This window comes from Nitratireductor mangrovi, from assembly GCF_007922615.2.
Taxonomy (GTDB): domain Bacteria; phylum Pseudomonadota; class Alphaproteobacteria; order Rhizobiales; family Rhizobiaceae; genus Mangrovimarina; species Mangrovimarina mangrovi.
Genome location: NZ_CP042301.2, coordinates 2,703,898 through 2,728,593, shown reverse-complemented (window position 1 = coordinate 2,728,593; position 24,696 = coordinate 2,703,898). Strand labels below are relative to the sequence as shown.

The window sequence follows — 24,696 nt, the reverse complement described above, 5'->3', positions numbered from 1 at the left end:
GAAAGCGCGGCGACCGCGCAAGCCAGTTGCCAAAGCGGCCGATCCCGCGGTACCGCGGCCTTCCTCAGAAAACGGGCGGGTAGGGCCGGCCGCCGCGGTCGAGCGTGATCCAGCGCGTCTCGGTAAAGGTTTCCAGCGACCAGCGCCCGCCATGCTTGCCGACCCCTGAGGCCTTGAAACCGCCGAACGGCACGTGCGGCTCGTCGTTCACGCTCGAGCAGTTGATGTGGCAGTTTCCGGTGTCGAGCCTGTGCACGATCGCCAGTCCGCGGCCCTCGTCGCGGGTCATGACCCCGGCAGAGAGCCCGTATTCGGTGTCGTTGGCGATCTGTACCGCCTCGTCGTCGGTCCGGAACGGGATCACCGGCACCACCGGCCCGAAGGTCTCGTCCTGGTAAAGTTTCATGTCGGGCGTGACACCGGTGAGGATCGTCGGCTCGATGAAGCGGCCGTCGACCTTGCCGCCCAGCAAGACCTTTGCGCCCTTGGCGATGGCGTCGTCGAGTTGTGCCTTTACCTTGGCACTCTGCTTGTCGTTGATCAGCGGCCCGATCACATTCTCCTTGCTTTTGGTCGGATCGCCGACCTTCAACTTGCCGGCGCGCTCGACGAAGCGCTTGAGGAAATCGTCGAAGATTTTCTCATGTACCAGCACCTTCTCCACCGACATGCAGATCTGGCCCTGATGCATGAAGGAGCCGAAGCTAGCCGCCTGGGTGGCGCGCTCCATGTCGGCATCGTCGAGCACGATGAGCGAATCCTTGCCGCCCAGTTCGACGCAGCATTTCTTCAGATGCGCGCCCGCCCGGGCCGCCACCTGGCGGCCGACCGCAGTCGAACCGGTAAAGGAAATGCCCTTCACGTAGGGATGCTCGATCAGCTCCTCGCCGACCTCGCCGACATTGTCGCGCGAGCAGGTGACGACATTGAAGACCCCCTTGGGCAGGCCCGCTTCCTCGAAGATTTCGGCAAACAGCAGGCCGCCGAGATAGGGCGTCTCCTCTGACGGCTTGAGCACGATCGTGTTGCCGGCCACCAGCGGGAACAGGAAGCCGCGAGCGGTCAATATGCAGGGAAAGTTCCACGGTGAAATGACCGACACGACGCCCATCGGGCGCCGCACGGCCATGGAAACCTTGCCGTATTCGGAAGGCAGCACCTCGCCGGTGGGGTTCCAGACCGAGCCGGCCGCCGCGTGGAATATCTCGGTCACGTACCCCGTCTCGAACATGCCCTTGCCGAACCAGCCGCCACCTTCGGCCATGATGGCGTCGACGATCTCCATCCGGCGCTTTTCCCAGATTTCGGCGGCCTTGTGCATGAAGTGCGCGCGCTTGGAAAAGGGGAGCTGAGCCCATTCCGGAAAGGCGGTGTGGGCGGCCTCTATTGCCGCCGCCGTTTCGGCACGGCCGGAATCGGGTACCTCGGCCCAGACCGAGCCGTCCGAAGGATTGAGGTCCTTGAAGGTTCGCTTCGCGGCGGTCCAGCCGCCGCCGATATACATGCCTTCGAAAGTGCGGGCCATCAGCGCTTCTCCTGGTGCTTGGCAGGCTTTTTCTTCGCCTTGTGCTTCTTGCCCTTGCGGGCGGGTTTCCTGGCCGCCTTGCGGACGGCCTTGTCGTCGGGTGTTGTTGGGTCCGCGGCCGGTGTCGCCGGCTCGCTCGTGGCGGGCGACGCGGCGGGGACGGTGAGCACGGTGAGTATGCGCTGGCCCTTGTCGATGTGCCGCCGCTGGATCGCGGCGGCGCGGGTCGCCAACTCGGCGATCGACGTCTCGTCGTCGCCCGACGCGACCTGGTCTCGGTCGCTCGGTGAATCTGGAGTGGCCGAACGCGGTCCGTTTGTGTTCGGCGTGGTACGTCTTTCGGCGGCCACATGTCGTTTTTGCGCGGCCTCGGCGCGAGCGACCAACTGGGCGATAGCGATACCTGTCGCCGGTGCGTCGTTCGACGGCGTCTCCGCTTCGTCGAGCCGCATTCCGGCGGCAGCGCTGTTATGGCCGAGCAGCCCGCGCGAACCGTTGAGTTTTTGCGCGTGCGGGGTCCTGTTCGCCGGAGAACTCGGGGCGTACTCCTCGACGTTTCGTTGAAAGGCGCTCGGCAACGGGGCCGCTGCCCTGACCGTCGCGAGATGCCGTGCCATGCGCTCCGCGGCCCGGCCTGCCATGTCGGCGGGAGTCTGGGCAGGGACCGGAAACGCTACAGTCCGCGACGCGAGGTCCGGCGTTGGCAATGATGCTTTCTGGTCTGTTTCCGGAAGCGTCTTCCTCTGGAAGGCGCTGGGAACCGTGGCCCCGCGCCGGTTTGCTTCGACATGGCGTGCCAGCCGCTCTGCGGCGCTGCGAGCCAGATTGCCGGAGGAGGCGGCCAGCCAACGGGCCTCTTCGGCGATGGCGGGAACGGCGGTGCTAGCCGTTTCCGCTGTTGGCTCGGCCCGGGCGATTTCCTGCCAGGGGTCACCTCCCGCCTTCGGATCGTATCGGCCCGCGAAAGCAGATGGCAGCGTCTCCGCGCGCCGCAGAGAGCGCACGAAGGCGCGGCTCACGTCTCCGGCGCGCGCGGCGAGGTCGCCCGCCATCCGGCCCATCGCCGCGACGGCGGCCGGCAGCGGCATCGCCGGTGGCAGGTGCACGGCGGGTCGGGTGGCGCGCCCGCCGCCAGCGCCGCCGAGATAGGCCGCGATCACCGCCGGATCGTTGCGCAGCGCCTCGGCACTGTTTTCTCCGGTGACATGGCCATTCTCGATCAGATAGCCGCGTCCTGCGATCTTCAGGCTCTGCTTGGCGTTCTGCTCGACAAGCAGGATGCCGACCCCGGTGGCCGCGACGTCGCTCAGAGAGCGGAAGAGCTCACGGGTGAGGATCGGAGAAAGGCCGAGCGACGGTTCGTCCAGCATCAGGATGTCGGGCTTCGACATCAGCGCCCGTCCGATGGCCACCATCTGCTGCTCGCCGCCGGACATGGTGCGTGCGATCTGACGCTTGCGTTCGGCGAGCCGCGGGAACAGTTCGTAGATCGTCTTCAGCGTCACCTGCTCGGCACGGCGCGCGCGGCGGGCGAATGCGCCAAGCTGCAGGTTCTCCGCCACCGAAAGGTCGCCAAAGATGCCGCGCCCTTCGGGGACGAGCGCCACGCCGGCCTCGACCACCTTGTTCGGCTTTTCGCGCGTGATCGCGCGTCCGTTCATGATGATCTCGCCGGTATCGGTCGACACCATTCCGGCGATCGCCTTCAGAAGCGTCGACTTGCCGGCGCCGTTGGCACCTAGGATGACGCAGATCTCGCCTTTTTCGACGGTGATGCCCACGCCTTCGAGCGCCCGGTGGCGGCCGTAGGAGACGGCGAGGTTCTGCACCTCAAGCATCCTCGTCTCCCAGATAGGCGCGCACGACCTCAGGATCCGACAAGGTCTCGGCGACGCCGCCCTCGGCGATCTTCTGTCCGCCCGACATGACAACGCAACGGTCGCACAGCTCTCGGATGGCGTCCATCACATGCTCGACCATGATGATGGTTCGGCCCTCGCGCCGTAACTCGTCGATCAGGGCGATGCCGATCTTCAACTCGCTTGGGTTGAGCCCGGCCAGCCATTCGTCGAGCAGCAGGACGCGCGGATCGGAGGCGAGCGCGCGAGCGAGTTCGACGCGCTTCTGGTCGATATAGGTGAAGGCGCCGACCGGAACGTGCGCGCGGCCTCGCAGGCCGACACGGTCGAGCAGGTCGCGTGCCCGCTTGCGCGCATCCTCGCCCCATAGCCGCGTGTGGCCGAAGACAGCCCCGGCCATGACATTCTCCTCGGCGTCCAGCGCCGGAAGCATGCGCACGAGCTGGAAGGTGCGCGCCACGCCACGCTGGGCGATCCTGTGCGCCGGAAGGTCCGAGATGCGCTCGCCGCCAAGCTCGATGGCGCCGGCGGTCGGCTTCAGCGCGCCCGAGATCAGGTTGAGCATCGTGGTCTTGCCGGAGCCGTTGGGTCCGATCAGGCCGAGCAACGCGCCGGGTCTGACTTCGAACGAGACGTCGTTCACGGCGACCAGGCCGCCAAACGCCTTTCGGGCCGCGTGGACGGAAAGTGCGGCAGCTTCGGTCATGCCGGCCTCTCCTCACCAAGGGCCTCGGCTCGCCTCTTCAGCCTTTCCCGCAACTGCTCGATCAGCCCGGTAACGCCATGCGGGATAACGTAGACAATGGCCAGAAAAGCGAGCCCGATCACGATCATGGTGTGGTTCGGGAATCGCGAGGACACGAAGTCCATCATGATGGTGAACGGGATAACGCCGACCAGCGGCCCCCAGAGACGCCTGGTTCCCCCCAACAGCGCCATGATCACGACGAGGAAGGAGATCATCGGATTGAAGGCCGACGGCGGCTCGATATAGGAGTAGCGCGGCGCCATGATTGCGCCGGCGATCGCGATGAAGGCGCCGGAGATCATGAACAGCGTCACCTTTGCCCGTGCGGTGTCGATGCCGACATGGCGTGCCACCGTCTCGTCGTTGCCGATGATATTCATGGCGAAGCCGAGACGCGACCGGCTGATCAGGAAGCCGGTCAGGAACACGGCCACCGTCAGCGCGAGCAGCATCCAGTAGATGTGCTGCTCGGCAAGATCGGTGAAGACGTAAAGGCCGATTGCGGTTGCGAATTTGGTCTGGGTCCAGGTCACGACCTGGCGGACGAATTCGGCGAGCCCGAAGGTGAAGATGACGAAATAGACGCCCGAGATGCGCAGGGTCGCCGCGCCGACCAGCCCGGCCGCCGCCGCGCCGATGGCCGCCGCTATAGCGACCAGAGCCGGGTAGGGCAGGATGTCGATGCCGAGACCGACGGAGTAGGTACCGAGCCCGTAGAAGGCGGCCGTTGCCAGAGATACGTAGTGGGTCGGTCCGGAAAACAGCGCCCAAGCCGTGCACAGCGCGGCATAGAGCATGATGTTCACGGAGATCGAGAGGTAGAATCCCTGGTCGAACAGCGGCAGCAGTGCCGCCACCGCGGCAATCACCGCTCCGCCGGCGAGCCAGCGCCACTCTTTCAGAGTGAACGCGGTCATGACGGAGCCCTGCCGAAGATGCCCTGCGGTCGGAACAGGAGCACCAGGATGAAGAGCGCGTAGGTTGCGGCGAGCGTCAGGCCCGGATCGATCAGGCTCGCCACGAGTGTCTCGGAGACGCCGAGAATGAGGGCCGCAAGCACAGCGCCGCGCAGGTCGCCGACGCCGCCCATGATGACGATGATCAGCGCCTTCATGGTGAAGATCACGCCCATCGACGCGTTGAAGGTGTAAAAGGTCGAAATCAGCGCGCCACCGCAGGCGGTCAGCGCCCCGCCGAGTGCGAAGGCGATCGCTGCGGTTCGCGGAACGTCGATGGCAACGAGATTGGCCGAATTGGGATCGACGGCGACGGCACGCATCGCCGTGCCCTGGCGAGTTCGGTAAAGGAAGAACCAGAGCGCAGAACAGATCACGACCGCCGCCGCGAAGGCGACGACGCGGTTCAGGCCGTAGGAGTTGCCGAAGAGGTCGAAGCGCTCCGCCAGGAAGGTGTAGGAGCGGTATTCACCACCGAAGCCGAGGATCATCAATCCCTGCAGCAGGAAGAGCAGGCCGAAGGTCGCCAGGATGGAGTCGGCCTCGAGTTGGCCGCGGTTCTTGGCCCGTTTCACCAGAGGCGCAAGGGCCAGGGCATAGATCGCCCAGTTGATCAGAAAGGCGGCCGGTGCGATCAGCAGAAGCCCGAGGAGCGGGTTGATCGCATAAGCAGCATAGAGCCAGAAGGCGACGAAACAGGCTGCGACCAGCGTCTCGCCATTGCCGAGATTCATGATGCGGGCGACGCCGTATTGCAGCGTCAGGCCGAGGGCAACAAGCGCATAGGTACCGCTGAGCAGAATGCCGGTAATCAGTATGTTCATGGGTCTATTCTAGCGCGGGTCGTTTGCGCCCGCCCGATTTGCATCAATTCAAGGTGAATCACGGCAGCTATTGCGATTAGCGGCCTATGTGCGCGCCTACCCCGACGAGCTTCGTTTGCTACCCCAGGGAAAGTGGTACAACGCCTGCGGCCAGCGTTTTCTATCCCTCGCCGAGCGGCGAGGGAGAGTAGGTCCGGTTCGACGCGGTCGCGCCGCGAGAGGATGCTATCCTATTGCCAGCCACCCTTCTTGGCGGGTTCGATGGCCACGTCGAGGCCTTCGGCCGCGACCGCCTTGAAGACGCCGCCATCCCATTGACCGACGGTCCAGACGTTCGGATTGACGTTTTCCGGCATGGCCACCGGGCCGATCACGGTGTCGAAAGTGTTGGTCTTGATCGCCTCGACGACGGCCGCCCGGTCGAGCGAACCTGCCTTTTCGATCGCCTGGCCAAGGATTTGCAGGCCTGCATAAGTCGTTGCGCTGGCCCAATAGTCCGGATCGGCGTTCAGCACCGATTTATGCTTGTCGATATAGGCCTTGACCGTGGGATCTTCGCTGTTGATGCCGCCGATACCCATGATGCCATTGGCGGCCGCGCCGAAGCGGCCTGCGAATGGCGGGAAGGCGGTCCCGACACCGGTATAGAAGACGCCTACGTCCAGGTTCTGCACCTGTGCCTGTTCGGTCAGGGCGAAGGTGTCACCCGGATAGGAAAATGCAACGAATGCGTCCGGTGCGGCGGCCTTGGCCTGGCTGATGACCGGGGCCAGATCCTGCGTGCCTAGCGGGTAGGAGGTCTCGTAGACGATCTCGAACCCGGCAGCGTCGAGCGCCGGCTTGGCGGCGGCGACCAGTTCCAGGCCGAAGGCATCGGCGACATTGACCAGTGCCACCTTGTTGCCGATATCGCCTTTGTCCTTCATCTTGGCCAGCGTCGAGACGATGCCTTCGGCAAGTTGGGTCGAGGTGCCGAGCATCCAGAACGAATTCGGCCAGCGGCCGGCGAAATCCTTTACGCCGTCGGTCGCTGCCGTCGTCGCAATGTGCGGATAACCGTATCTGGCGATGGCCGGCGCGGTCGCGATGTTGAGCCCGGTGGAATAGGGGGCGACGATGAAGTCGACCTCGTCCACGGTGGCGAGCCGCTGGATGTTCTTGATCGCTTCCTCGCCATTGGTCTTGTCGTCATATTCGACCAGTTCGAGCTTCATCTGCTTGTCGCCGACCTTGAGGCCGCCGGCGTCGTTGACCTCCTGCATCCAGAGCTTGATGTTCGGCCAGTGGGTCATCGCGGCGCCGCCCGCCAGAGGTCCCGACTTGGGCGCGCTGGCGCCGATCTTGATCACCTCCTGGGCGTACGCGGCGCCGGCAAGGGCGAGCGTCGCGGCGGACGCGGTCAGGGCAATGAATGTACGTCTCAGCATGGTATTCCTCCCGTTTTTGAACCAGTCTGAACTTCGTTTCGGTCGCCTTCCCCGGGGATCAGGCGTAGTGGATGGTCTTGGTCTCCAGATAGTTGTCGAGCCCCTCCGGGCCGCCTTCGCGCCCGATGCCGGACTGTTTGTAGCCGCCGAAGGGGTGCTTCGGATCGACGATCATGCCGTTGATGGTGACCGAGCCGGTGCGCATGCGCCGCGCCATGCGGTAACCGCGTTCCGGGTCGACGGTATAGACCGCGCCAGACAGCCCGTAGGAGGAGTTGTTGGCCTTCTCGGCCGCCTCGTCCTCGTCGCGATAGGTCAGCACCGAGACGACCGGACCGAAGATCTCCTCCTGCACGATCTTCATGTGCGGCGTGACGTCGGTGAAGACGGTCGGCTCGACGTAGTAGCCTCGATCCAGTCCCTGTGGGCGTCCGCCGCCGCAGGCAATGCGCGCTCCCTCGGCGCGTCCCGCCGCGATGTAGCCTTCCACGCGCGCCCGCTGCCGCGCCATGGTCAGCGGCCCCATCTGCGTGGTTGGGTCGAACGGGTCGCCGACCTTGATGCCGGAGACCGCGCCCAGATAGAGGTCGAGGAATTCCTTCTCGCGCCGCTCCGGCACCAGGATACGGGTCAGCGAGAAGCACACCTGACCTGTGATCGGCATGGTGTAGACCATCAGGCTCGGCAGGGCCGCCTGGAAGTCGGCGTCGTCGAGGAGCACCGCGGCCGATTTGCCGCCAAGCTCGAGGCTGACCCGCGCCAGGCGTTCCGAACAAACGGCGGCGATGTGCTTGCCGGCGCCGGTCGAGCCGGTGAACGCCACCTTGTCAATGCCCTTGTGACGAACGAGACGATCGCCGCCCTCGCGGCCGGCCGGCACGATGTTGAACACACCTTCCGGCAAACCTGCCCGTTCGATGCATTCCGCCAGGATGTAGGCTTCCAGCGGGGTTTCGGGGGACGGCTTCGCGACCATGGTACAGCCGGCGGCAAGGCCCGCCGCGACCTTGTAGGAAAGCAGCACCAGCGGCGCGTTCCACGGGGTGATGGCGGCGCAAACGCCGACGGGTTCTTTGACCACCCGCACCCTGCCGCCGTCGTCGCGCTTGCGCTCGTCGACGAAGGCAAAGGTCTCGATCAGGTCGGCATAATAGTTGAAGAGCGTCGGGTTCTGCCCAACGAGCTTCTTGGTCAGCGAGATCGGGGCGCCGACCTGCAGCGTCCAGGCCTGTGCGATCTCGTCGAGGCGCCCGTTCAAGAGCTCCGCGACGCGCCGCAGATAGCGCGCACGCTCCGTGGCCGACATCTGCGGCCAGGGGCCCTTGTCGAAGGCCGCGCGGGCCGCGGCGACGGCGCGATCGATGTCGGCCGGCCCGGCTTCGGGATAGCTCAAGAGCAGTTCTTCCGTCGCCGGTGAAACGACCTTCAGCAATTGCTTCGAGATCGGCTCGACCCAGCGCCCGTTAATGAAGAAGCTTTCAGGCGTCTTCGGACCCACCGTGGGGCTGTGCATCACGTTCATGACCTCTCCTCCCTCGAAAGGCCGAAATTGGCGAGCGCTCGGCTCGCTGCCGGCGCCAGCTGGCGACGTGACAAGACTATTGAGTCATGTGCGGCGTGTCACCACGCATTTTTGCTTTCTGTATACATCGTTAGCAGCAGTTCGGTCCGCCGCGCTGACGATGGCACTTCGCGGCGTGACCTGACGCTGTCGTGATCCGGGCGAATTGAGCGCGACGGCAGTTCGACGCCGAATCCTGTGGTTCCGAACGATGTATACAGGAAAGTGGAGGCATGGTCGCGCGTCTATAACGCTCGACGCTGCTGCCGGGTAGGCGTCTCGTGGTCTCGCGGAGACCGTGGCTGGATCTTGTTCGGAAAATTGGGTCCACCAGCGGCACGCGGAGGTCTGTGCGGCGCGGCAGGTGCGCAGGCACCCGCTTCAACGCGTCGGCTGAGGGCAGCCCATCGATACCCGCCAAGTATCAGCCAGATTGGAGAACGTATGCACGGGTAGAGGCCAAAGCCCGCTCGATGCCTCGCAGCTCGGCAAGACCGCGGAGACGCCCGACGATCGGATATCCCGGCTGCCCTCCGCGCCCGAGGTCGTCGACGATCTCCTGCCCATGGTCGGGGCGCATCGGGATCTCGGCATCGGTGCGACCCTCGCCACGCCTGCGCATTTCCTCGCGCAGGACCGAGGCGATGAGTGCAACCATGTCGGTGTCGCCCTCAAGGTGCTCGGCCTCGTAGAAGGAACCCACAAGGGCCTCGGTATCGCGCTTGACATTGCGCAAATGCAGGAAATGCACCTTGCTGCCAAAGTGGTCCATGATGGCGGGCAAGTCGTTGTCCGGGCGCGCGCCGAGCGAGCCGGAACAAAGCGTCATCCCGTTCGCTGGGCTGTCGACGGCTTCGAGAATTGTTGCGTAGTCATCGGCGGTAGACATGACGCGCGGCAGCCCGAGCAGTGGAAAGGGCGGATCATCGGGATGGCAACACAGCCTGATGCCCACCTCTTCGGCGACCGGCACGACCTGCTGCAGAAAATCTGTGAGATGCCTTCGGAGGCGGGCGGGCGTGATCGGACCGTACGCCGCGAGATGCTCTCTCACACGCGCCAGATCCATCGACTCGGTGGATCCCGGCAGACCCATCGTGACTGAACGGGCGAGCACCTGCTGGGCTTCGTCGCTCATTGCGGCATGGCGACGCGCGGCTTCCTCCACCACTTCTCGGTCGAAGTCGCGAGCGGCGCCTTCGCGGCGCAGGATGTGAATATCGAATGCCGCGAAGTCGTGGATGTCGAAGCGCATGCATGTCGCACCGTTCCGAACGCGCCAACGCAGTGCAGTGCGGGTCCAGTCCAGTACCGGCATGAAATTGTAGCAGACAATCTCGATGCCGGCGCAAGCGAGATTGCGCAACGACTGCTTGTATGCCTCGACGTGCTCGCGCCAGTCGCCATTCTGCTTCTTGATGTCCTCGCTGACGGGGAGGCTTTCAACGACGTCCCAGCGCAGTGTAGACGGCTCACCGTTCGATCGGTGCGCGACCTGTTGCTTGCGCAGCGCGATTTCCTGCGGACGCCATACGACGCCATTCGGCAGGTGATGCAGAGCCGAGACAACGCCGAGGGCTCCTGACTGCTCGATGTCCTCTATGCGGCACTTGTCATGCGGCCCAAACCAGCGCCACATATGCCTCATGCACGGCTCCCCAGGCGGCGGGCGACGGATTGCGCCTCGATCGCCAGCCTCGTGACGGTGAGTGCGTGGCCCTTCCGCATGGCCGTGTCGGTGCGCTCGCGCACGTCATCTTGAAATCGCTTGAAGTAGGCCAGTGGCTCGGCTGAACAGTCGATGTGTTGGGTTCCCCGCTGGTCGACAAGAAACAGGTGATCCGCCCCCGGACGTCCGTCGATGTCTACATACTTCCTGAGTTCGATCGTACCTTCGGTGCCAAGCAGGAACAGCCGACCATCGCCCCAGGTCGGCAGGCCGTCAGGCGTGTACCAGTCGACGCGAATAAAGCCCGACGCATCGTCCGCACGCAGAAGAATTTCGCCGAAATCCTCGAACAGGGGAACGTCGGGCAAGGCGTGATTGGAGACTGTGCTTGCGACGATGTCGGCGGACAAGTTACCGGTAAAGTGCAGGAACTGGTCGATCTGGTGCGAGCCGATGTCGGTTAGAATGCCGCCGAATGTCTCCGGCCGAAAAAACCACTCTGGCCTGATTGCGCGGTTGAGGCGGTGGGGGCCGAGACCTGTTGTTTGTACCACGCGACCAACCGCGCCCTCAGCCACCAGCCGCGAAGCGGCCTCACAGGCTCTCACGACGAAACGCTCGGAAAAGCAGATGGAGAAAATGCGCCCCGTCTCTGCTGCTACCCGTTCCAGTTCAGTCACCTGGACAAGACTTGTCGCGCCCGGCTTGTCGACCATCACGTCCTTGCCAGCGCGCATGGCTCTGACGGCGATCGCCGGTCGGTCGACCGGAATCGATGCACAAACGATGAAATCGATGGATCGATCGTCGAACAGCCGGTCACGCTCGACCTCGGCAAGTGCGGGGAAACGCTCGCGAAACCCCTCCAGAACCCGAGGATCACTGGTCTCGGAACAGTAGCCGACGCACTCGGCGCCTGCCGCAATGTTCTCGCCCACAAGGTGGTAGATATGCCGGTGATCAAGCCCGATCGCCGCAAAGCGCAAGGGGCTGCTCATCGGGCTACCGCCACGGCCTTTCCGGTCTGCCCGGTCTCAATCAGCGCGTCGATCAGGCGGTGCACCTTCAATGCCTCATAGCCGGTCACCTTCGGCGCACTGCCGTCGCGGATCGCCGCGACGAAATCGGCCATCACCGAGCGATGGTAGTCGTGGGGGAACGCCATGGGATCGGCCCCCGTGCCGCCGGCGCTCCTGTCGGCCTCGATGGTTTCCTCGCCACCGTCCTGGAACTGGACCAGCAGTTGCGTGCCGGTGAGGCGGGCGGTGCCTTTCTCACAGGTCAGCACGATCTCCTCGGCGAAGCCGGGATAGGCGGCGGTCGTGGCTTCGATCGTGCCGAAAGCACCATTGTCGAAGCGTATGGCTGCGCAGACCATGTCTTCTGTTTCCATGGTGTGCACCGGTGTCGTCGTGTTGAAACCGGTCACAGTGTCGACCTGCCCGGCCAAGCTCAGCATCAGGTCAAGCGTGTGGATGCCCTGGGAAATCAGGACCCCGCCACCGTCGCGGGCGAAGGACCCGCGGCCGGGCTCGTCGTAATAGGATTGCGGCCTCCACAGGCGGATCGCAGCCGAACAGCCGACGATCCGGCCGAGTTCGCCCGCTGCCAGTATCTCCGCCAGCCTCACTCCGGCTGGACGGAAACGATGCTGAAGCACCACCCCCATTTTCACGCCGGCGGTGCGGCAGCCTTCGACAAGCTCGATGGCGCGCGCCGTGGTGATGTCGAGCGGCTTCTCCATCAGCACATGCTTGCCCGCGTGCGCGCAGGCAAGGCCGATGTCACGATGTGTGTTGGCCGGCGTGTAGACCGCGACGGCATCGACGCTCCTGTCTTTCAGGATCGTGTCGAGGCTGTCGCAGGTCGGGAACGCAAATTTGTCGGCGAACGCCTTGCGACGCGCCTCGCTAGGGCTGAAGGCGTAAGCCACCTCCACCTCGCCGGCAAGGTCGACGAGCCCCCTGGCGTGGGGCGTGACCGCCATGCCCAGACCGACGATCGCGATGCGCGTCTTTTTCACGTGAAGTCCTTCATGAAAGCTGTTCCGCTCAGGGCCCGAGCCAGGCCACTGGCAGCATGGTGAATGCAGGCACGAACGTCACCAGCATCAGCACTGTTACGAGCGCCGCTACGAAAGGCAGGATGGCCTTGAACGTTTCGGTCTGGTTCGCTCCGCCCACGCGCGCGGTGGTGAACACCAGCACGCCGAGCGGTGGTGTGAGCGCGCCTATGACGAGGTTCATGACGATCACGACGCCGAACTGGATCGGGTCCATGCCGCCGGCGATCACCAGCGGCACAAGGATGGGCACGAGAATGACCAGGGAAGCGATCATCTCCATGAACAGGCCGACGATGATCAGGAACAGGTTGATGGCGAGGATGAGTACGATCGGCTGAGAGACGAGTTCGGCAAGTCCCAGCGCGATCTTTTGTGGCACCTGCTCAAAGGCCAGCACCCAGGCGAAGGGAGCGGCAGCGGCAATGATGATCGCGATCACCACCGTGTCGAGCGCCGATTCACGGATGGCCGCGATGAAGTTCGCCGCCGTCAGCTTGCGGTAGAGCAGCGCCCCGCACAAAAAGGCGTAGATGAAGGCGATTGCGCCGGCCTCGGTGGCGGTGAACACGCCGAAACGCACGCCGCCGACGATAATCACCGGCAAGATCAGGGCCGGGATTGCCAGCCCCAGTGACGACATGCGCTCCCGAAGCGAGGCTTTCGGCAGGTCGCCGCCATAGCCCCGCAGTCGCGACAGCACGTAGACGACGAGCATCAGCGCGCCGGCGACCATCAGTCCCGGCACGATCGTGGCGACGAACAGCGCGCCGACCGAGACCGAGGCGAGGGCAGCGTAGATAATCAGTCCCAGGCTTGGCGGAATGAGGTTCGCCAGTGTGGCTGCGGATGCGGTCAGAGCCGCTCCGAACGGGCGGCTGTAGCCGCGCTCGGCCATCTCGGGAACCAGCAATTTGGCGATCGTGGAAGCGTCGGCGGTGGACGAGCCTGAGACGCCGGCCAGCATGGTATTGGTGACGACGTTGGCCTGCCCGAGACCGCCGCGCAGATGGCCGACCAACTGCATGGCGAGGTCGACCAGCCGCGGCGTAATCCCGCCAGCGTTCATGACTGCGGCGGCGAGAATGAAGAAGGGGATGGCCAGCAGCGTGAACGAATTCATCGACGCCCCCATGTTCTGCGAGATCGTGACCAGCAGAAGCGGATTGAAGGCGGCGAAGGCCGCGAAGGCGCCAAAGATCAGTGCAAAGGCGACCGGCACGCCGATGACAATGGATACGATCCCGGCGGCGACCAGCACGATTGCGCTGCCGCTCTGCCCGTAGACGCTGGATGCGCCGTAGCGGATTGCGGCGTAAATCAGCACGCCGCCGATGAGCACGCCAAGACCCTGCAGCCATGTGCGGCTGGTCGATGGCCAAGCCAGGAAGAAAAGATTGAACGCGGCACCTACGGGCAGCACGACGAAGTAGTACTGCATCGACCACTGGAGGGCGGGCGACGCCGAGATCACGCGGTTCGCATAGTCCCAGCCATGTATGACCAGCATGATACTGGCGGCGGCCATCACCGAGCGATTGAATAGAAGCAGATAGGCGCGGGGTCGTGCGGGAAGTGCCCGGGTGACCACGTCGATCGATATGTGCGAATCGCGGGCGGTTGCGACTGCCATGCCGAGAAAGACCGCCCAGCCGAAGACCCAGGTCGCAAGTTCTTCGGGCCAGGGCAGACCCGAGTTGAAAATGTAGCGAAGCACGACCTGAAGGCACGCGACGGCGACCGCCACGAGCATCAGCCCGACCGTGACCCCCTCCAGCGATCGGTCGACGATCCGCGCGAAGCCACCATGCATATCGGTGGATGCCGCGCCTTCGGGCGCGGCATCGGTTTCGACTTCAATGCCCATGATGTCAGACTATACCAGACCTCAGCCCAGGGCCCGGATGGCCTTGATCATCTCGGCGGTCTCAGGGCTCTTCGACCCGAACTCGTCAAACAGACCGGCGGTCTTCTCTTCCATCTTGGCCAGTTCTTCCGCCGGCAATTGCTGTACTTGCACGCCGAGGCCCTTCAGATCTTCCAGCGTCTTTGCGGCATTGGCGCGATTGATGCGACGCTGCTCGGCGAAGGCCTCCTTGGCCGTTTCGCGTACCATAGCGCGCAGGTCCTCCGGCAGGCTGTCCAGCCATGCGGCGTTGACGCGCACCGCCTTGGGCAGGAACCAGTGGCCGGTCAGCGTAAGGTGCTGCGCCTGCTCGTGGAACTTGAAGCCGACGATCGAAAACACGTCGGAATCTATGGCATCGATGATGCCCGTCGACAGCGCCGAGTACTGTTCGCTGTACGGAAGCGGCGTCGGCGCGGTGCCGAGGAGTGACCAGAAATCGACCCAGATGCGGAGCTGCGGCACCCGGATCTTGAGGCCTGCGAGGTCGGCGAGATTGCCAACCGGCCGCTTGGCCAGGATGTGGCGGAAGCCCGTCTCACCGTAAGCGACGAACTCGACGCCGGTCTTGGCCCGGGCGATGTCAGAGCATTTCTGCCCGAGTTCGCCCTGCAACACGCGATCGACATGCTCCTCGCTCTTGTAGATGAAACCGGGCGCCCCGCCGAAAGCAGCGATCTCGGGCGCTATTGCCTCCTCGGAGTCGGGTCCGGCCGTCGTCACCTGGATTGTGCCGATGCGGCTTCCTTCCAGCGCTTCCGCTAGGCCGCCAAGCTGTGCGGCTGGGAAATGCTGCGCGTCGATACGACCGCCGCTCTTTTCGTTCATCGCGGCCGCCCAGGCGTCGAAGGCGTTGGTGATCGGCGTGCCGATGCCTTCGGTATGGGCGATCTTGCACACGAACTCCTGCGCCTTGGCGTGACGGATGAAAGCCGGCGAAGCGAGCGCAGCGGTGCCGGCGGCGATAAAGCCGCGTCGCGAAATCTTGATACCCCTTGAGGTCATTGTCTCCTCCCTCGGATTGCCCTCCGGTGCGCAAGGTCCGCGGCACAGCAGTTGCTTGCGGTATGGCACCATACCGGTATGATACATGGTCAGGCGGCTGGCGCAAGCCATGGTGAGATCAGCGTCTCATTTCGTCGCCACACAGGCGGCCGATGGCCGGCGGCAGTGCAGGGAAGTTGCGGGGACATGGAAATCGCATTGCGCATGAGGGAACCGATCGCGCCGCAGATCGTCGCAGCGCTCCGGCAGGGCATCGTCGAGCTTCAGCTGCGGCCCGGAGAGGCCTTGTCCGAAGCAGAGATTGCGGCGCGGTTCGGCGTCAGCCGTCAGCCGGTGCGCGAAGCCTTTATCAAGCTGTCGGAGGCCGGACTGGTGGAGATCAGGCCAAGTCGCGGTACATACGTCATGAAGATTTCGGCGCGCGAACTGGCCAATGCGCGCTTCGTTCGAGAGGCCATAGAGTGCGACATTGCCAGAAACGCCGGCAGGCTTGCGACGGCGGAACAAGTGCTGGAACTGCGTCGCCATGTCGACAGGCAGCGCGTCGCCGCCTCCCATGACGATTATCGCAGCTTTAACGATCTGGATGAGGCGTTTCACCGGGCGATCGCCGATATCGTCGATTGCGACTATGCCTGGCGCATCGTCGAGAGCGCACGCGTGCAGACCGACCGGGTGCGCTTCCTCAGCCTGCCTCACGCTTCGCCGATGCCACTGCTGATCCGCCAGCATGAGGCAATCGTAGAGCGCCTCGCGGCCAACGACCCTGACGGCACCGAAGCTGCCATGAGGCGACATTTGCGCGAGATACTGGTGGCGCTGCCGCAGATCGCGGCGGCACATCCGGACCTCTTTGCCGACACCGAACTGCCCGCACACACGCGCGGCCTGACGCCGGTCGACTGACGATGCCCGAGTTTACCTTCAGGTCAGATGAGATCGCGTTGCCACGGGGCGCATGGGCGAAGGCGCATCGGATGCGACTGCGGCATGGTGATGCGAGCGTGTTGGCGGTGACGCAGGGTGCATTCCGCAGCTACCTTCACCCGCTGTCGACGCCGGCGGGCTTCTGCGTCACCTCCGAGAGCCCCTCGGACCATCCGCACCATTGCGGTGCCTGGATAGCCTCGGATCATGTGCATGCCATGGTGCCTGCGGCCAACGCGCAGGTCGAGGAATATACCTACAATTTCTACGTTGACGAAGTCTTTCAGGGACGATCGCCCGGCCGCATCGTTGGGATTGTAAAAGAAGCCGGCGCAGCGGACGACGGCTATCGCATCGTGCAGACGCTGGAATGGCATGGCCCAACGGAGTGGGCCGCACCAGCCGGGAGGCTTGTAGCGCGCGAGGTGCGCACGATCACGGTCGATTGCGGCGCCCGGCGCAACCGCATAGACATGACCTCGCGTCTCTCCTGCGGCGAGTTCGCCCTCAAGCTCGGTCCGACGCGTCACGCCTGGTTCAACGTTCGTGTGGCGGATTCCATGATCGTGCAGAACGGCGGGGCCGTGACCGACGACCGCGGCCTGTCTGGCGGCGTGGCGGTCAGCGGTGCCGGAGCCCGCTGGGTGGATTTCACCGGACCAGTCGGCGGCGGCGCGATCGCCGGCGTATGCGTCGTGCCACACCGGCTGCCGGGCCGAGTGCCGTTCTGGTTCGTCGCGGATTGGGGGGTGGTGACTGTTGGTCCATTTCGCGACGTCGGATTATCGCTAGAACCTGAGGAGACCTTCGAGAGCAGCTACACGTTGCTGGTTCATGACGGCCCGCCCGACCGGGACGAAATCGAGCTCATTGCGCAATAAAATCAGGAGAAACGAATTGCTTATCGCGCGGTACCGGCTTGATGATGGCACTCATCACGGCATCCTCGAAGGCGATCGGCTGAACCGGCTCGCGCGCTCGCCGTTCGAAACGCTCGAGTCCTCCGGAGTTACCGACGCCGTGGCCGACGCCATCCTGCTGGCACCGGTCGAGGCGCCCAGAATCTTTGGTGTGGGTCTGAACTACATCGCGCACATCGAGGAGTCCGGTGCGAAGCCTCCCGTGCGTCCGCTGTTCTTCATGAAGCCGTCCAATACGGTTGTCGGCCCAGGCGAGCCGATCGTCTACCCGCGTGAAGGCTCGAACGTGCACTTCGAAGCGGAGCTGGCGGTGGTCATTGGCCGCGCCGGGCGACGAGTGCCCGTCGATAGCGCGCTTGACCATGTGCTGGGTTTTACCTGCGCCAATGACGTGTCGGAGCGCGTCATTCAGAAGGAGGAGATGGACCAGGGGGCGTTGCTGATCGGGAAAGGGTTCGACAGCTTCTGCCCGCTAGGTCCGGTGATCGCGACCGGGCTCGATCCGTCGAACCTGATGCTCGGCGCGCGGGTGAGTGGAATCGACCGCCAGGCGAGTTCGACGTCGGACCTGCTGTTCGGCGTGCCGCAGCTTGTCTCCTATCTCAGTTCTGCAGTGACCCTTCAACCAGGCGACGTAATCCTCACAGGCACCCCGTCGGGCGTCGGGCCGGTAGTGCCCGGTGACAATGTCGATGTCTGGGTGCAGGGCGTTGGCGTGCTCACAAATCCGGTGGTGGCGGAGAACGCAAATGTGGGCCTGCCGAGAACGTAGGTCTGGCGGATAGAACGGTCCTCATCGCTGGCGATAGTCGCGCTCCGCGAACGGCACGCGGGCGACGGCCTCTCGAAGCATTTCGATGAGATTCGCTTCGGCGCGGTTCATGCGTGTGCCCGGATTGGTGACGATGTGGATATCGATCGCCGGCGGATCGTCGTAGGGCGGCAGCCGCCACAGCAGGCCGGCTTCCACGTCGCGCTGTGCCACATGAACCGGTAACGGGCCGATGCCAAGGCCGGCCTGGATCATGCGGCGTACCTCCTCCAGGCTGGACGAAACGCCGACGATGCTGTCTTTGAGTTCGGCCTGGGCGCGCAGCAGCGCCACCGGTCGCAGCGCATCGGTCAGGCGATCCGTCTTGAACGAGACGAAGGTTTCACCACGCAGGTCCGCGAGCGACAGGCTATCGTTGCCGAAAAGCCGGTGTCGCGGACCGCAATAGAAACCGAAATATTCCCGGAAGAGGCGCAGATAGTTGAGATGCGGGTGCTTCTCGTGAACGAGGCCGATGCCGAGACTCGCCTGGCGTTGCCGAACGGTCTGAATGACATCACGGCTGGTCATGACATCGATTGCCAGCGTGGCGAACCTGTGCCGCTGATGAAACCGGGACAGCACCTCGTCGAGCACCGGCGAGACGACGTGGCTTGCCATGGCGAGCGTGACGTGGCCGGACACTTCCTCTTCCATGTCCCTGATCAGCGTGCCAAGTCGGGAAATGCTGCCGAAAATCTCAATCGCCTCGTTGTAGAGCAGGCGCCCGGCGGGGGTAACTTCGAACTGACCGGGCCCGCGGAGGATAAGCCGCTTTGACAGGTGGCCCTCCAGCCGGCGCAGCGCGTTGGAAACGCTGGGCTGCTTGAGCAGGAGGGCGTTGGCGGCGGCCGTGATGCCGCCGCGCTCGACGATCACGAGGAAAGTCCGGATCAGGTTCCAGTCGAGGTTCCAGACCATACGGCCGGCGGGTGAAGGCGGGGTGGCGAGGTGATCTCTCATGGCGGTCGCACTGTAGCATTCCCGGAAACTATAGCCACCATTGTCATTATGCGTCTTGAGAATGCTGCCGCGCGGATCACACTTTTGACGACCCTTGAACAGGCCACAGGGAACGGTCGGCAAGAGGCGGATGGGAGCCAATGGGTGAAACGGCGGGCGCGGCGCGTCCCTGGATATTGCTGTCACCGGCGCTCGGAGCGATCGGATTTCTGCTCGTCGTTCCGGTCTTCTTCGTCATCGTCTATTCGTTCTGGCTGCGCTCGGCGACGGGTGCGGAGGTTCCCGGCTTCCACCTCGACAACTGGCAGGAAGTGCTGAGCGATCCCTTCTACAGGGACATCCTGCTTTCCACCCTGCGGATCGCCGCCATCACCACCCTGTCCTGTGCGGTCTTGGGCTACGTGCCGGCCTATTTCATCGCGACTTCGCGGACACGCCACAAGACGTTGCTGCTTCTGTTGCTGATCCTGCCCTTTTGGATCAGCTACATCATCCGCACCATGTCGTGGATCAACATCCTCGGCGTTTCGGGAGCGCTGAACCAACTGCTGGTGGCGACCGGCATCATCTCCGAACCGATCCAGATGCTCTACAACGAGGCGACGGTCATCCTCGGACTGGTGCACTTCCTGCTGCCCTTCATGGTGCTCAACGTCTATGTCAGCCTCGACGCAATCGACCCCAATCTCGCCGACGCCTCCCGGTCGCTGGGCGCCAGCAGCATGCAGACGTTCCGCGAGGTGACGCTGCCGCTGTCGCTACCGGGGCTCGCTGCCGGCGGCCTCCTCTGTTTCGTCCTCGCCGCCGGAACCTACATCACGCCGCTGGTGCTGGGTGGGCCGCGTGACGCCATGTTCGCCAACCTGGTATTCGAGGCGATCATCACGCAGCTCAACTGGCCGCTTGGATCGGCCCTGTCGATCGTGCTGCTGATCATTCTCGGCGGCATCGTGGCCGTCTACAACCGCCTGGTCGGGATCGGCCAGATCGCCAAGTCGTTCGGGTAGGGCGATGTCGGGCTGGTCTCTCATCAGGCTCTACACAATCGCCGTCTACTTCTTCATGTTCCTGCCGGTCGGCGTGGTCGTATTGCTGTCGTTCAACACGAGCCAGTTCGGGTCCTTCCCGATGGAGGGCCTGAGCCTGCGCTGGTTCATCGAACTGTGGCACAACGATGCCATCGTGCGCGCCTTCCGTATTTCGCTGCTGCTCGGGGCGCTGACTGCGGTGATCTCGACGGTGCTGGGCATCCTGGCCGCGCTGGCGCTCGTGCGCTATCGCTTTCCCGGCAAGAACACGATTTCGACCCTGCTCATCGCGCCGATCCTCATTCCGGAAGTGGTTCTGGCCGTGGCGTTGTTGCTGTTCCTGCGCTGGCTCAGCCTGCCGCGCAGCTTCGTCCTGCTGCTGCTTGGACATGTGATCTTCACGCTGCCATTCGTGCTGCTCGTCGTGCAGGCGCGCCTGGTGGCGATCAAGCGCGAATACGAAGAGGCGGCGCTGAGCCTCGGCGCCGGTCCGATCCAGACCTTCTTCACGGTCACACTGCCGCTGCTCATGCCGGCCGTCTTCGCCGGCATGATCTTCGCCTTCACGATCTCCTTCGACGACATCACCGGCACGATGTTCTGGAAGCCGGGAGGCGTGGAGACGGTGCCGACGCAGATCTTCGCGATGCTGCGCAATTCCATCTCGCCGGAAATCAACGCCCTCGGGACGGTGATGATCGTCATGACGGTTGCGGTCCCGATCGCGGGCATGGGTGTGGCGCGGTGGATGGCGGCCAGACGCGGATAACAGGAGCACGGCTCCGCGGCTCCAGGGAAACGCGGGCACTGAAAAACCAATGGGAGCATGACGATGGAAAACACCAGGCGCTATGAACGACTGCTTGACCGCTACCGCCACGGCGATGTGAACCGGCGCACATTCCTCGGACTGATCGGCGCGTCCGCTACGGTCTACGGTGTCGCGGGCGGCCCGTTTGCCAAGTTTGCCCGCGCCGCGACCCCCGATCAGGTCCGGTTCGACGGGTGGGGCGGCATCGTTTCGGAAGCCTTCCGCGAGCACGCGTTCAATCCCTATACCGATAAGACGGGCATTACAGTGGTCGACGGCACATTCGGCGGCGCCGACGAATATCTGGCGCGGGTGCGCGCGAGCCAGGATGGCGAGTTCAACCTCGCGCATCTGTCGGGCGTGTTCGACTATTCGCGCTACCACTCGCTGGGTCTGTCTTCCGAACTCAACGAGGACAACATCCCGAACCTGCGGAACGTCATTCCGGCGCTGCAGCAGGTGTTCCGCAACATCACCGACGGCAAGCTGTCCGCCGTTCCCTACGATTACGGCACGACCAGCATCGCCTACAACCGCAAGTTCATCTCCGACGATGAGGTGAAGGAGAAGGGCGCGAAGGTGATGATCGATCCCGCGCACAAGGGCAAGATCGGCGGCTGGAGCGACTGGAAGACACGCATCTGGTACGGCGCGCTGCAGACGGACCAGGATCCCAACAACATCGAGGACGTGGAGGCCGTTTGGGATGCCATCCGGGCGAACCGCGACCTGGTTTTGAAATACTGGGCGTCGGGTGCCGAGCTGATGAGCCTGCTGGCTGAAGAGGAGATCCACGTGACCGAGGGCTGGTCCGGCCGCATCAAGGCGCTCCAGGACCAGGGTCACGACATCGGCTACTACGACCCGCCCGGCGGCCTCGGCTGGCAGGAATGCATCTTCGTCATCAAGGGCAGCCCGATGGAGGCCTGCGAGGAGTTGCTCAACTTCATGCTTGAGCCGGAGGTGGCGATCGCCGTGGCGGAGGGCCAGAACTATCCGCCGGCGCTGGATCCCCGCAAGGTCGAGCTCTCCGACAAGGTCAAGGCACTGCCCGCCTTCGATCCCGGCGGCACGCTGGAGGGCCTCAATTTCTTCGATGCCGACTACTGGAACAGCAATGAGGAAGAATGGTCCAAGCAGTATTCGAGGGTCGAGCGCGGCTACTGACGCTGAGGCAATGGCGGAGTGCAGTGGCGCTCCGCCGGCCATTCAAACCAAGCGGAGTCCCACGTGACCAAATCAGCAAGCGCAGTAGCGCTCAGGGGTATCGTCAAGCGGTTCGGCAACGTGACCGCGGTGCATCGTTTCGACCTCGATGTGGAGGAGGGCAGCTTCGTTACCCTGCTGGGACCTTCCGGCTGCGGCAAGACGACGACGCTGCGCATGATCGCCGGCTTGCTCGACCCCAGCGAGGGCGAGATCGAGATCAAGGGCCGCAGCGTCACCCGTGTGCCTATCCACCGGCGCAATCTGGGGATCGTGTTCCAGAACTATGCGCTGTTTCCGCACAAGACGATATTCGACAACGTCGCCTTCGGGCTCAAATACCGCAGTGTCGGGCGCGAGGAGATCGCGAGGCGCGTCAACGCTGCGCTCGAACTGGTGCAACTGCCGCAGGTCGGCGACCGCTACCCGCGGCAGCTCTCGGGCGGCCAGCAGCAGCGCATCGCCCTGGCACGTGCAATCGTCATAGAACCTGACGTGCTCCTGCTCGACGAACCGCTCTCAGCACTCGACGCCAATCTGCGTGAAGACATGCGCGTGGAACTGAAGCGCATCCAGTCGCAGCTTGGGATAACCACGATCTTCGTTACCCACGACCAGTCGGAAGCGTTGGCGATGTCCGACCGCATCGTGGTGATGAGTGCCGGGCATGTCGAGCAGATGGGCGCGCCGGAGGAAGTGTACACGGCGCCGGCCTCGGCTTTCGTGGCTCGATTCCTGGGTAACTCGAACCTCTTGCCTTGCACGGTAGCAACGGCCGGCGCGGATGCCGTTGAAGTGGCCATGAACGGATTGGGGAGCCTGCAGCTGCCCGCGGGCCGCGCCAGCGGCTTCGCGAAGGGGACGGATGCCACCGTCGTCATAAGGGCGGAGAGGCTGACCCTCCGACAACAGGAAGGTGACCTCCCGGCAGACGCGCTCGCTCTCCCGGCCGAGGTAACCGCCGTTGACTATCAGGGTCAGGCGGCGCGTTATTTCGTCGACATCAATGGCCGTTCCCTTCAGGCGCTGAATCCGATCGAGGAGAGCCCCTACAGGCAGGGTGAGCGCGTCATAGCGATCGTGCGCGGCCGCGACTGCGCGCTTGTGGAGCCGGAAGCGCACCCATGAACCTCCAGGCTTCCCCGCCGCCATCGAACCTGTTCTATCAGTCCCGGCAGCGCCGTCCGCTGGTCGGCGAGGCACGGGGCATCTACATCTGGGATGCTGATGGACGCCGTTACATCGACGGCTCCAGCGGCGCCATGGTGGCCAATATCGGGCATGGCAACGAACACGTGCTCGATGCCATGCGCAGCCAGATGGCCAAGACGACCTTCGCCTACCGACTTCATTTCGAGAATGAGCCGGCTGAGCGCCTCGCGCGGCTGACCGCATCGAGGATGCCGGAGGGGCTCGACCGCGTCTTTTTCGTTTCGGGCGGATCGGAAGCGGTGGAAAGCGCCATCAAGCTGGCCCGGCAGCATGCCGTCGCAACCGGCCGCGAAGGCCGCTGGAAGATCATCTCCCGCTACCCCTCCTACCACGGCTCCACTTTGGGCGCGCTGGCGCTGACCGGGATGGAACTGATGAGCGGGCCGTTCGAACCCATGTTGCGACAGATGCCGAAGATTCCGGCGCCGACCTGCTATCTTGACCGCGACGACCTCTCTATGGAGGAACGCGGCATCCGCTACGCCGACTTGCTGCGCGACGAGATCGAACTGCAGGGGCCGGAAAGCGTTCTCGGCTTCATCATGGAGCCGGTTGGCGGGGCCGCGACCGGCGCGCTTGTCGCTCCCGACAGCTATTACCGGCGCGTTACCGAGATCTGCCGCGAGTACGGCATCCTCCTGATCCTTGACGAGGTTATGTCCGGTGCCGGGCGCACGGGCCGCTTTCTTGCCGCCGAGCACTGGGACCTGAAGCCGGACATCGTGGCTCTGTCGAAAGGCTTCGCGGCCGGCTACGCACCGCTCGGGGCGATGGTGGCACAGCGCGATATCGCAGACGCGGTGCTCGCGGCGGGCGGTTTCGTGCATGGCTACACCTATGCCGGCAATCCCCTTGCCTGCGCGGCCGGCCTGGCCGTTCTGGAGGAGATCGAGCGCCTTGAATTGTGTGCCAACGCCCGCGAGGTGGGCGATCTTCTCATGGCCGAACTGAGTGGCCTGAAGGCGCGTTACCCCTTTATCGGCGACGTTCGCGGCAAGGGACTGTTGCTGGCCTTCGAGCTGGTGTCCGACCCCGAGTTCATGACGCCACTGCCAAGAGAGATTGATGCCCACATCCACCTCGTCGAGGAAGCCTATTCGCGCGGACTGATCATCTACTCGAGGCGAACCCGCGGCGGTCTGGAGGGAGACCACTTCATGGTCTGCCCGCCGTTGATCACAAGCCGCGAGCAGGTCGGCGAGATCATGGAGGTGCTCACCGCCAGTCTCGACGCCTTTTCCGACCGCCTGGACCTGCCGCGCGGAAACCACTGATC

The 24,696-nt window shown here is 64.1% G+C and carries 21 protein-coding genes; 8 read left to right on the top strand and 13 right to left on the bottom strand.

Translation table 11 applies throughout. From position 1 onward, the window contains the following. Nucleotides 1-64: 64 nt before the first annotated feature. The 12 genes from FQ775_RS13340 to FQ775_RS13285 form a co-directional block, all read right to left on the bottom strand. On the bottom strand, nucleotides 65-1,525 hold the full coding sequence (locus FQ775_RS13340) for an aldehyde dehydrogenase family protein (RefSeq protein ID WP_146299285.1): 1,461 nt from the start codon (nucleotides 1,523-1,525) through the stop codon (nucleotides 65-67). After that, complete coding sequence (locus FQ775_RS24160) at nucleotides 1,525-3,363, bottom strand: ATP-binding cassette domain-containing protein (RefSeq protein ID WP_146299284.1); 1,839 nt, start codon at nucleotides 3,361-3,363, stop codon at nucleotides 1,525-1,527. Before FQ775_RS24160 ends, FQ775_RS13340 begins: the two co-directional genes overlap by 1 nt. After that, the gene (locus FQ775_RS13330) at nucleotides 3,356-4,090 is read right to left on the bottom strand and encodes an ABC transporter ATP-binding protein (RefSeq protein WP_146299283.1); all 735 of its coding nucleotides are present in this window, start codon (nucleotides 4,088-4,090) and stop codon (nucleotides 3,356-3,358) included. Before FQ775_RS13330 ends, FQ775_RS24160 begins: the two co-directional genes overlap by 8 nt. Then, a complete protein-coding gene (locus FQ775_RS13325; protein WP_146299282.1) occupies nucleotides 4,087-5,049 on the bottom strand; it encodes a branched-chain amino acid ABC transporter permease in 963 nt (320 codons plus the stop codon). The genes FQ775_RS13330 and FQ775_RS13325 overlap by 4 nt, the downstream gene beginning before the upstream one ends. Then, complete coding sequence (locus tag FQ775_RS13320; protein ID WP_146299281.1) at nucleotides 5,046-5,912, bottom strand: branched-chain amino acid ABC transporter permease; 867 nt, start codon at nucleotides 5,910-5,912, stop codon at nucleotides 5,046-5,048. The genes FQ775_RS13325 and FQ775_RS13320 overlap by 4 nt, the downstream gene beginning before the upstream one ends. A 230-nt stretch (nucleotides 5,913-6,142) precedes the next feature. Next, entirely contained in the window at nucleotides 6,143-7,339 is a 1,197-nt protein-coding gene (locus FQ775_RS13315) for an amino acid ABC transporter substrate-binding protein (RefSeq protein WP_146299280.1), read from the bottom strand. A 58-nt stretch (nucleotides 7,340-7,397) separates the two neighbouring features. Further along, nucleotides 7,398-8,861 (bottom strand): aldehyde dehydrogenase, encoded by a 1,464-nt coding sequence (locus FQ775_RS13310; protein WP_146299279.1) that lies wholly within the window; start codon nucleotides 8,859-8,861, stop codon nucleotides 7,398-7,400. A gap of 463 nt (nucleotides 8,862-9,324) precedes the next feature. After that, nucleotides 9,325-10,548, bottom strand: coding sequence for a mannonate dehydratase (uxuA, locus tag FQ775_RS13305; protein ID WP_146299278.1), 1,224 nt, complete (start codon nucleotides 10,546-10,548; stop codon nucleotides 9,325-9,327). Then, nucleotides 10,545-11,567, bottom strand: coding sequence for a Gfo/Idh/MocA family protein (locus tag FQ775_RS13300; RefSeq protein WP_146299277.1), 1,023 nt, complete (start codon nucleotides 11,565-11,567; stop codon nucleotides 10,545-10,547). Before FQ775_RS13300 ends, uxuA begins: the two co-directional genes overlap by 4 nt. After that, nucleotides 11,564-12,592 carry a Gfo/Idh/MocA family protein gene (locus FQ775_RS13295; RefSeq protein WP_146299276.1) on the bottom strand — a complete coding sequence of 343 codons (1,029 nt, stop codon included), beginning with the start codon at nucleotides 12,590-12,592 and terminating at the stop codon, nucleotides 11,564-11,566. Before FQ775_RS13295 ends, FQ775_RS13300 begins: the two co-directional genes overlap by 4 nt. A gap of 28 nt (nucleotides 12,593-12,620) precedes the next feature. Further along, complete coding sequence (locus FQ775_RS13290; protein ID WP_146299275.1) at nucleotides 12,621-14,498, bottom strand: TRAP transporter large permease; 1,878 nt, start codon at nucleotides 14,496-14,498, stop codon at nucleotides 12,621-12,623. Between the two features lie 21 nt (nucleotides 14,499-14,519). Beyond that, on the bottom strand, nucleotides 14,520-15,542 hold the full coding sequence (locus tag FQ775_RS13285) for a TRAP transporter substrate-binding protein (protein WP_146299274.1): 1,023 nt from the start codon (nucleotides 15,540-15,542) through the stop codon (nucleotides 14,520-14,522). Between the two features lie 204 nt (nucleotides 15,543-15,746). On the opposite strand from FQ775_RS13285, the gene FQ775_RS13280 reads away from it, so the two are divergent. From FQ775_RS13280 to FQ775_RS13270, 3 genes are read left to right on the top strand one after another with little or no spacing between them, the layout of a single operon-like run. Then, on the top strand, nucleotides 15,747-16,448 hold the full coding sequence (locus FQ775_RS13280) for a GntR family transcriptional regulator (protein WP_246730117.1): 702 nt from the start codon (nucleotides 15,747-15,749) through the stop codon (nucleotides 16,446-16,448). Between the two features lie 2 nt (nucleotides 16,449-16,450). Then, nucleotides 16,451-17,350, top strand: a complete 900-nt coding sequence (locus FQ775_RS13275) for a DUF6807 family protein (RefSeq protein ID WP_146299272.1) — start codon at nucleotides 16,451-16,453, stop codon at nucleotides 17,348-17,350. Nucleotides 17,351-17,366: 16 nt separating this feature from the next. Continuing rightward, nucleotides 17,367-18,161 (top strand): fumarylacetoacetate hydrolase family protein, encoded by a 795-nt coding sequence (locus FQ775_RS13270; RefSeq protein ID WP_146299271.1) that lies wholly within the window; start codon nucleotides 17,367-17,369, stop codon nucleotides 18,159-18,161. A 21-nt stretch (nucleotides 18,162-18,182) separates the two neighbouring features. On the opposite strand, the gene FQ775_RS13265 is transcribed toward FQ775_RS13270, so the two are convergent. Beyond that, the gene (locus FQ775_RS13265; RefSeq protein ID WP_146299270.1) at nucleotides 18,183-19,163 is read right to left on the bottom strand and encodes a LysR family transcriptional regulator; all 981 of its coding nucleotides are present in this window, start codon (nucleotides 19,161-19,163) and stop codon (nucleotides 18,183-18,185) included. Between the two features lie 140 nt (nucleotides 19,164-19,303). Here FQ775_RS13265 and FQ775_RS13260 point away from each other — a divergent pair, with 140 nt between their 5' ends. From FQ775_RS13260 to FQ775_RS13240, 5 genes are all read left to right on the top strand, one after another. After that, nucleotides 19,304-20,170, top strand: a complete 867-nt coding sequence (locus tag FQ775_RS13260) for an ABC transporter permease (protein WP_146299269.1) — start codon at nucleotides 19,304-19,306, stop codon at nucleotides 20,168-20,170. Nucleotides 20,171-20,174: 4 nt separating this feature from the next. Next, nucleotides 20,175-20,960 (top strand): ABC transporter permease, encoded by a 786-nt coding sequence (locus tag FQ775_RS13255; protein ID WP_146299268.1) that lies wholly within the window; start codon nucleotides 20,175-20,177, stop codon nucleotides 20,958-20,960. Between the two features lie 63 nt (nucleotides 20,961-21,023). Continuing rightward, nucleotides 21,024-22,169, top strand: a complete 1,146-nt coding sequence (locus tag FQ775_RS13250; RefSeq protein WP_146299267.1) for an extracellular solute-binding protein — start codon at nucleotides 21,024-21,026, stop codon at nucleotides 22,167-22,169. Between the two features lie 63 nt (nucleotides 22,170-22,232). After that, a complete protein-coding gene (locus FQ775_RS13245; RefSeq protein WP_146299266.1) occupies nucleotides 22,233-23,336 on the top strand; it encodes an ABC transporter ATP-binding protein in 1,104 nt (367 codons plus the stop codon). After that, a complete protein-coding gene (locus FQ775_RS13240) occupies nucleotides 23,333-24,694 on the top strand; it encodes an aminotransferase family protein (protein ID WP_146299265.1) in 1,362 nt (453 codons plus the stop codon). Before FQ775_RS13245 ends, FQ775_RS13240 begins: the two co-directional genes overlap by 4 nt. Nucleotides 24,695-24,696 lie beyond the last annotated feature (2 nt).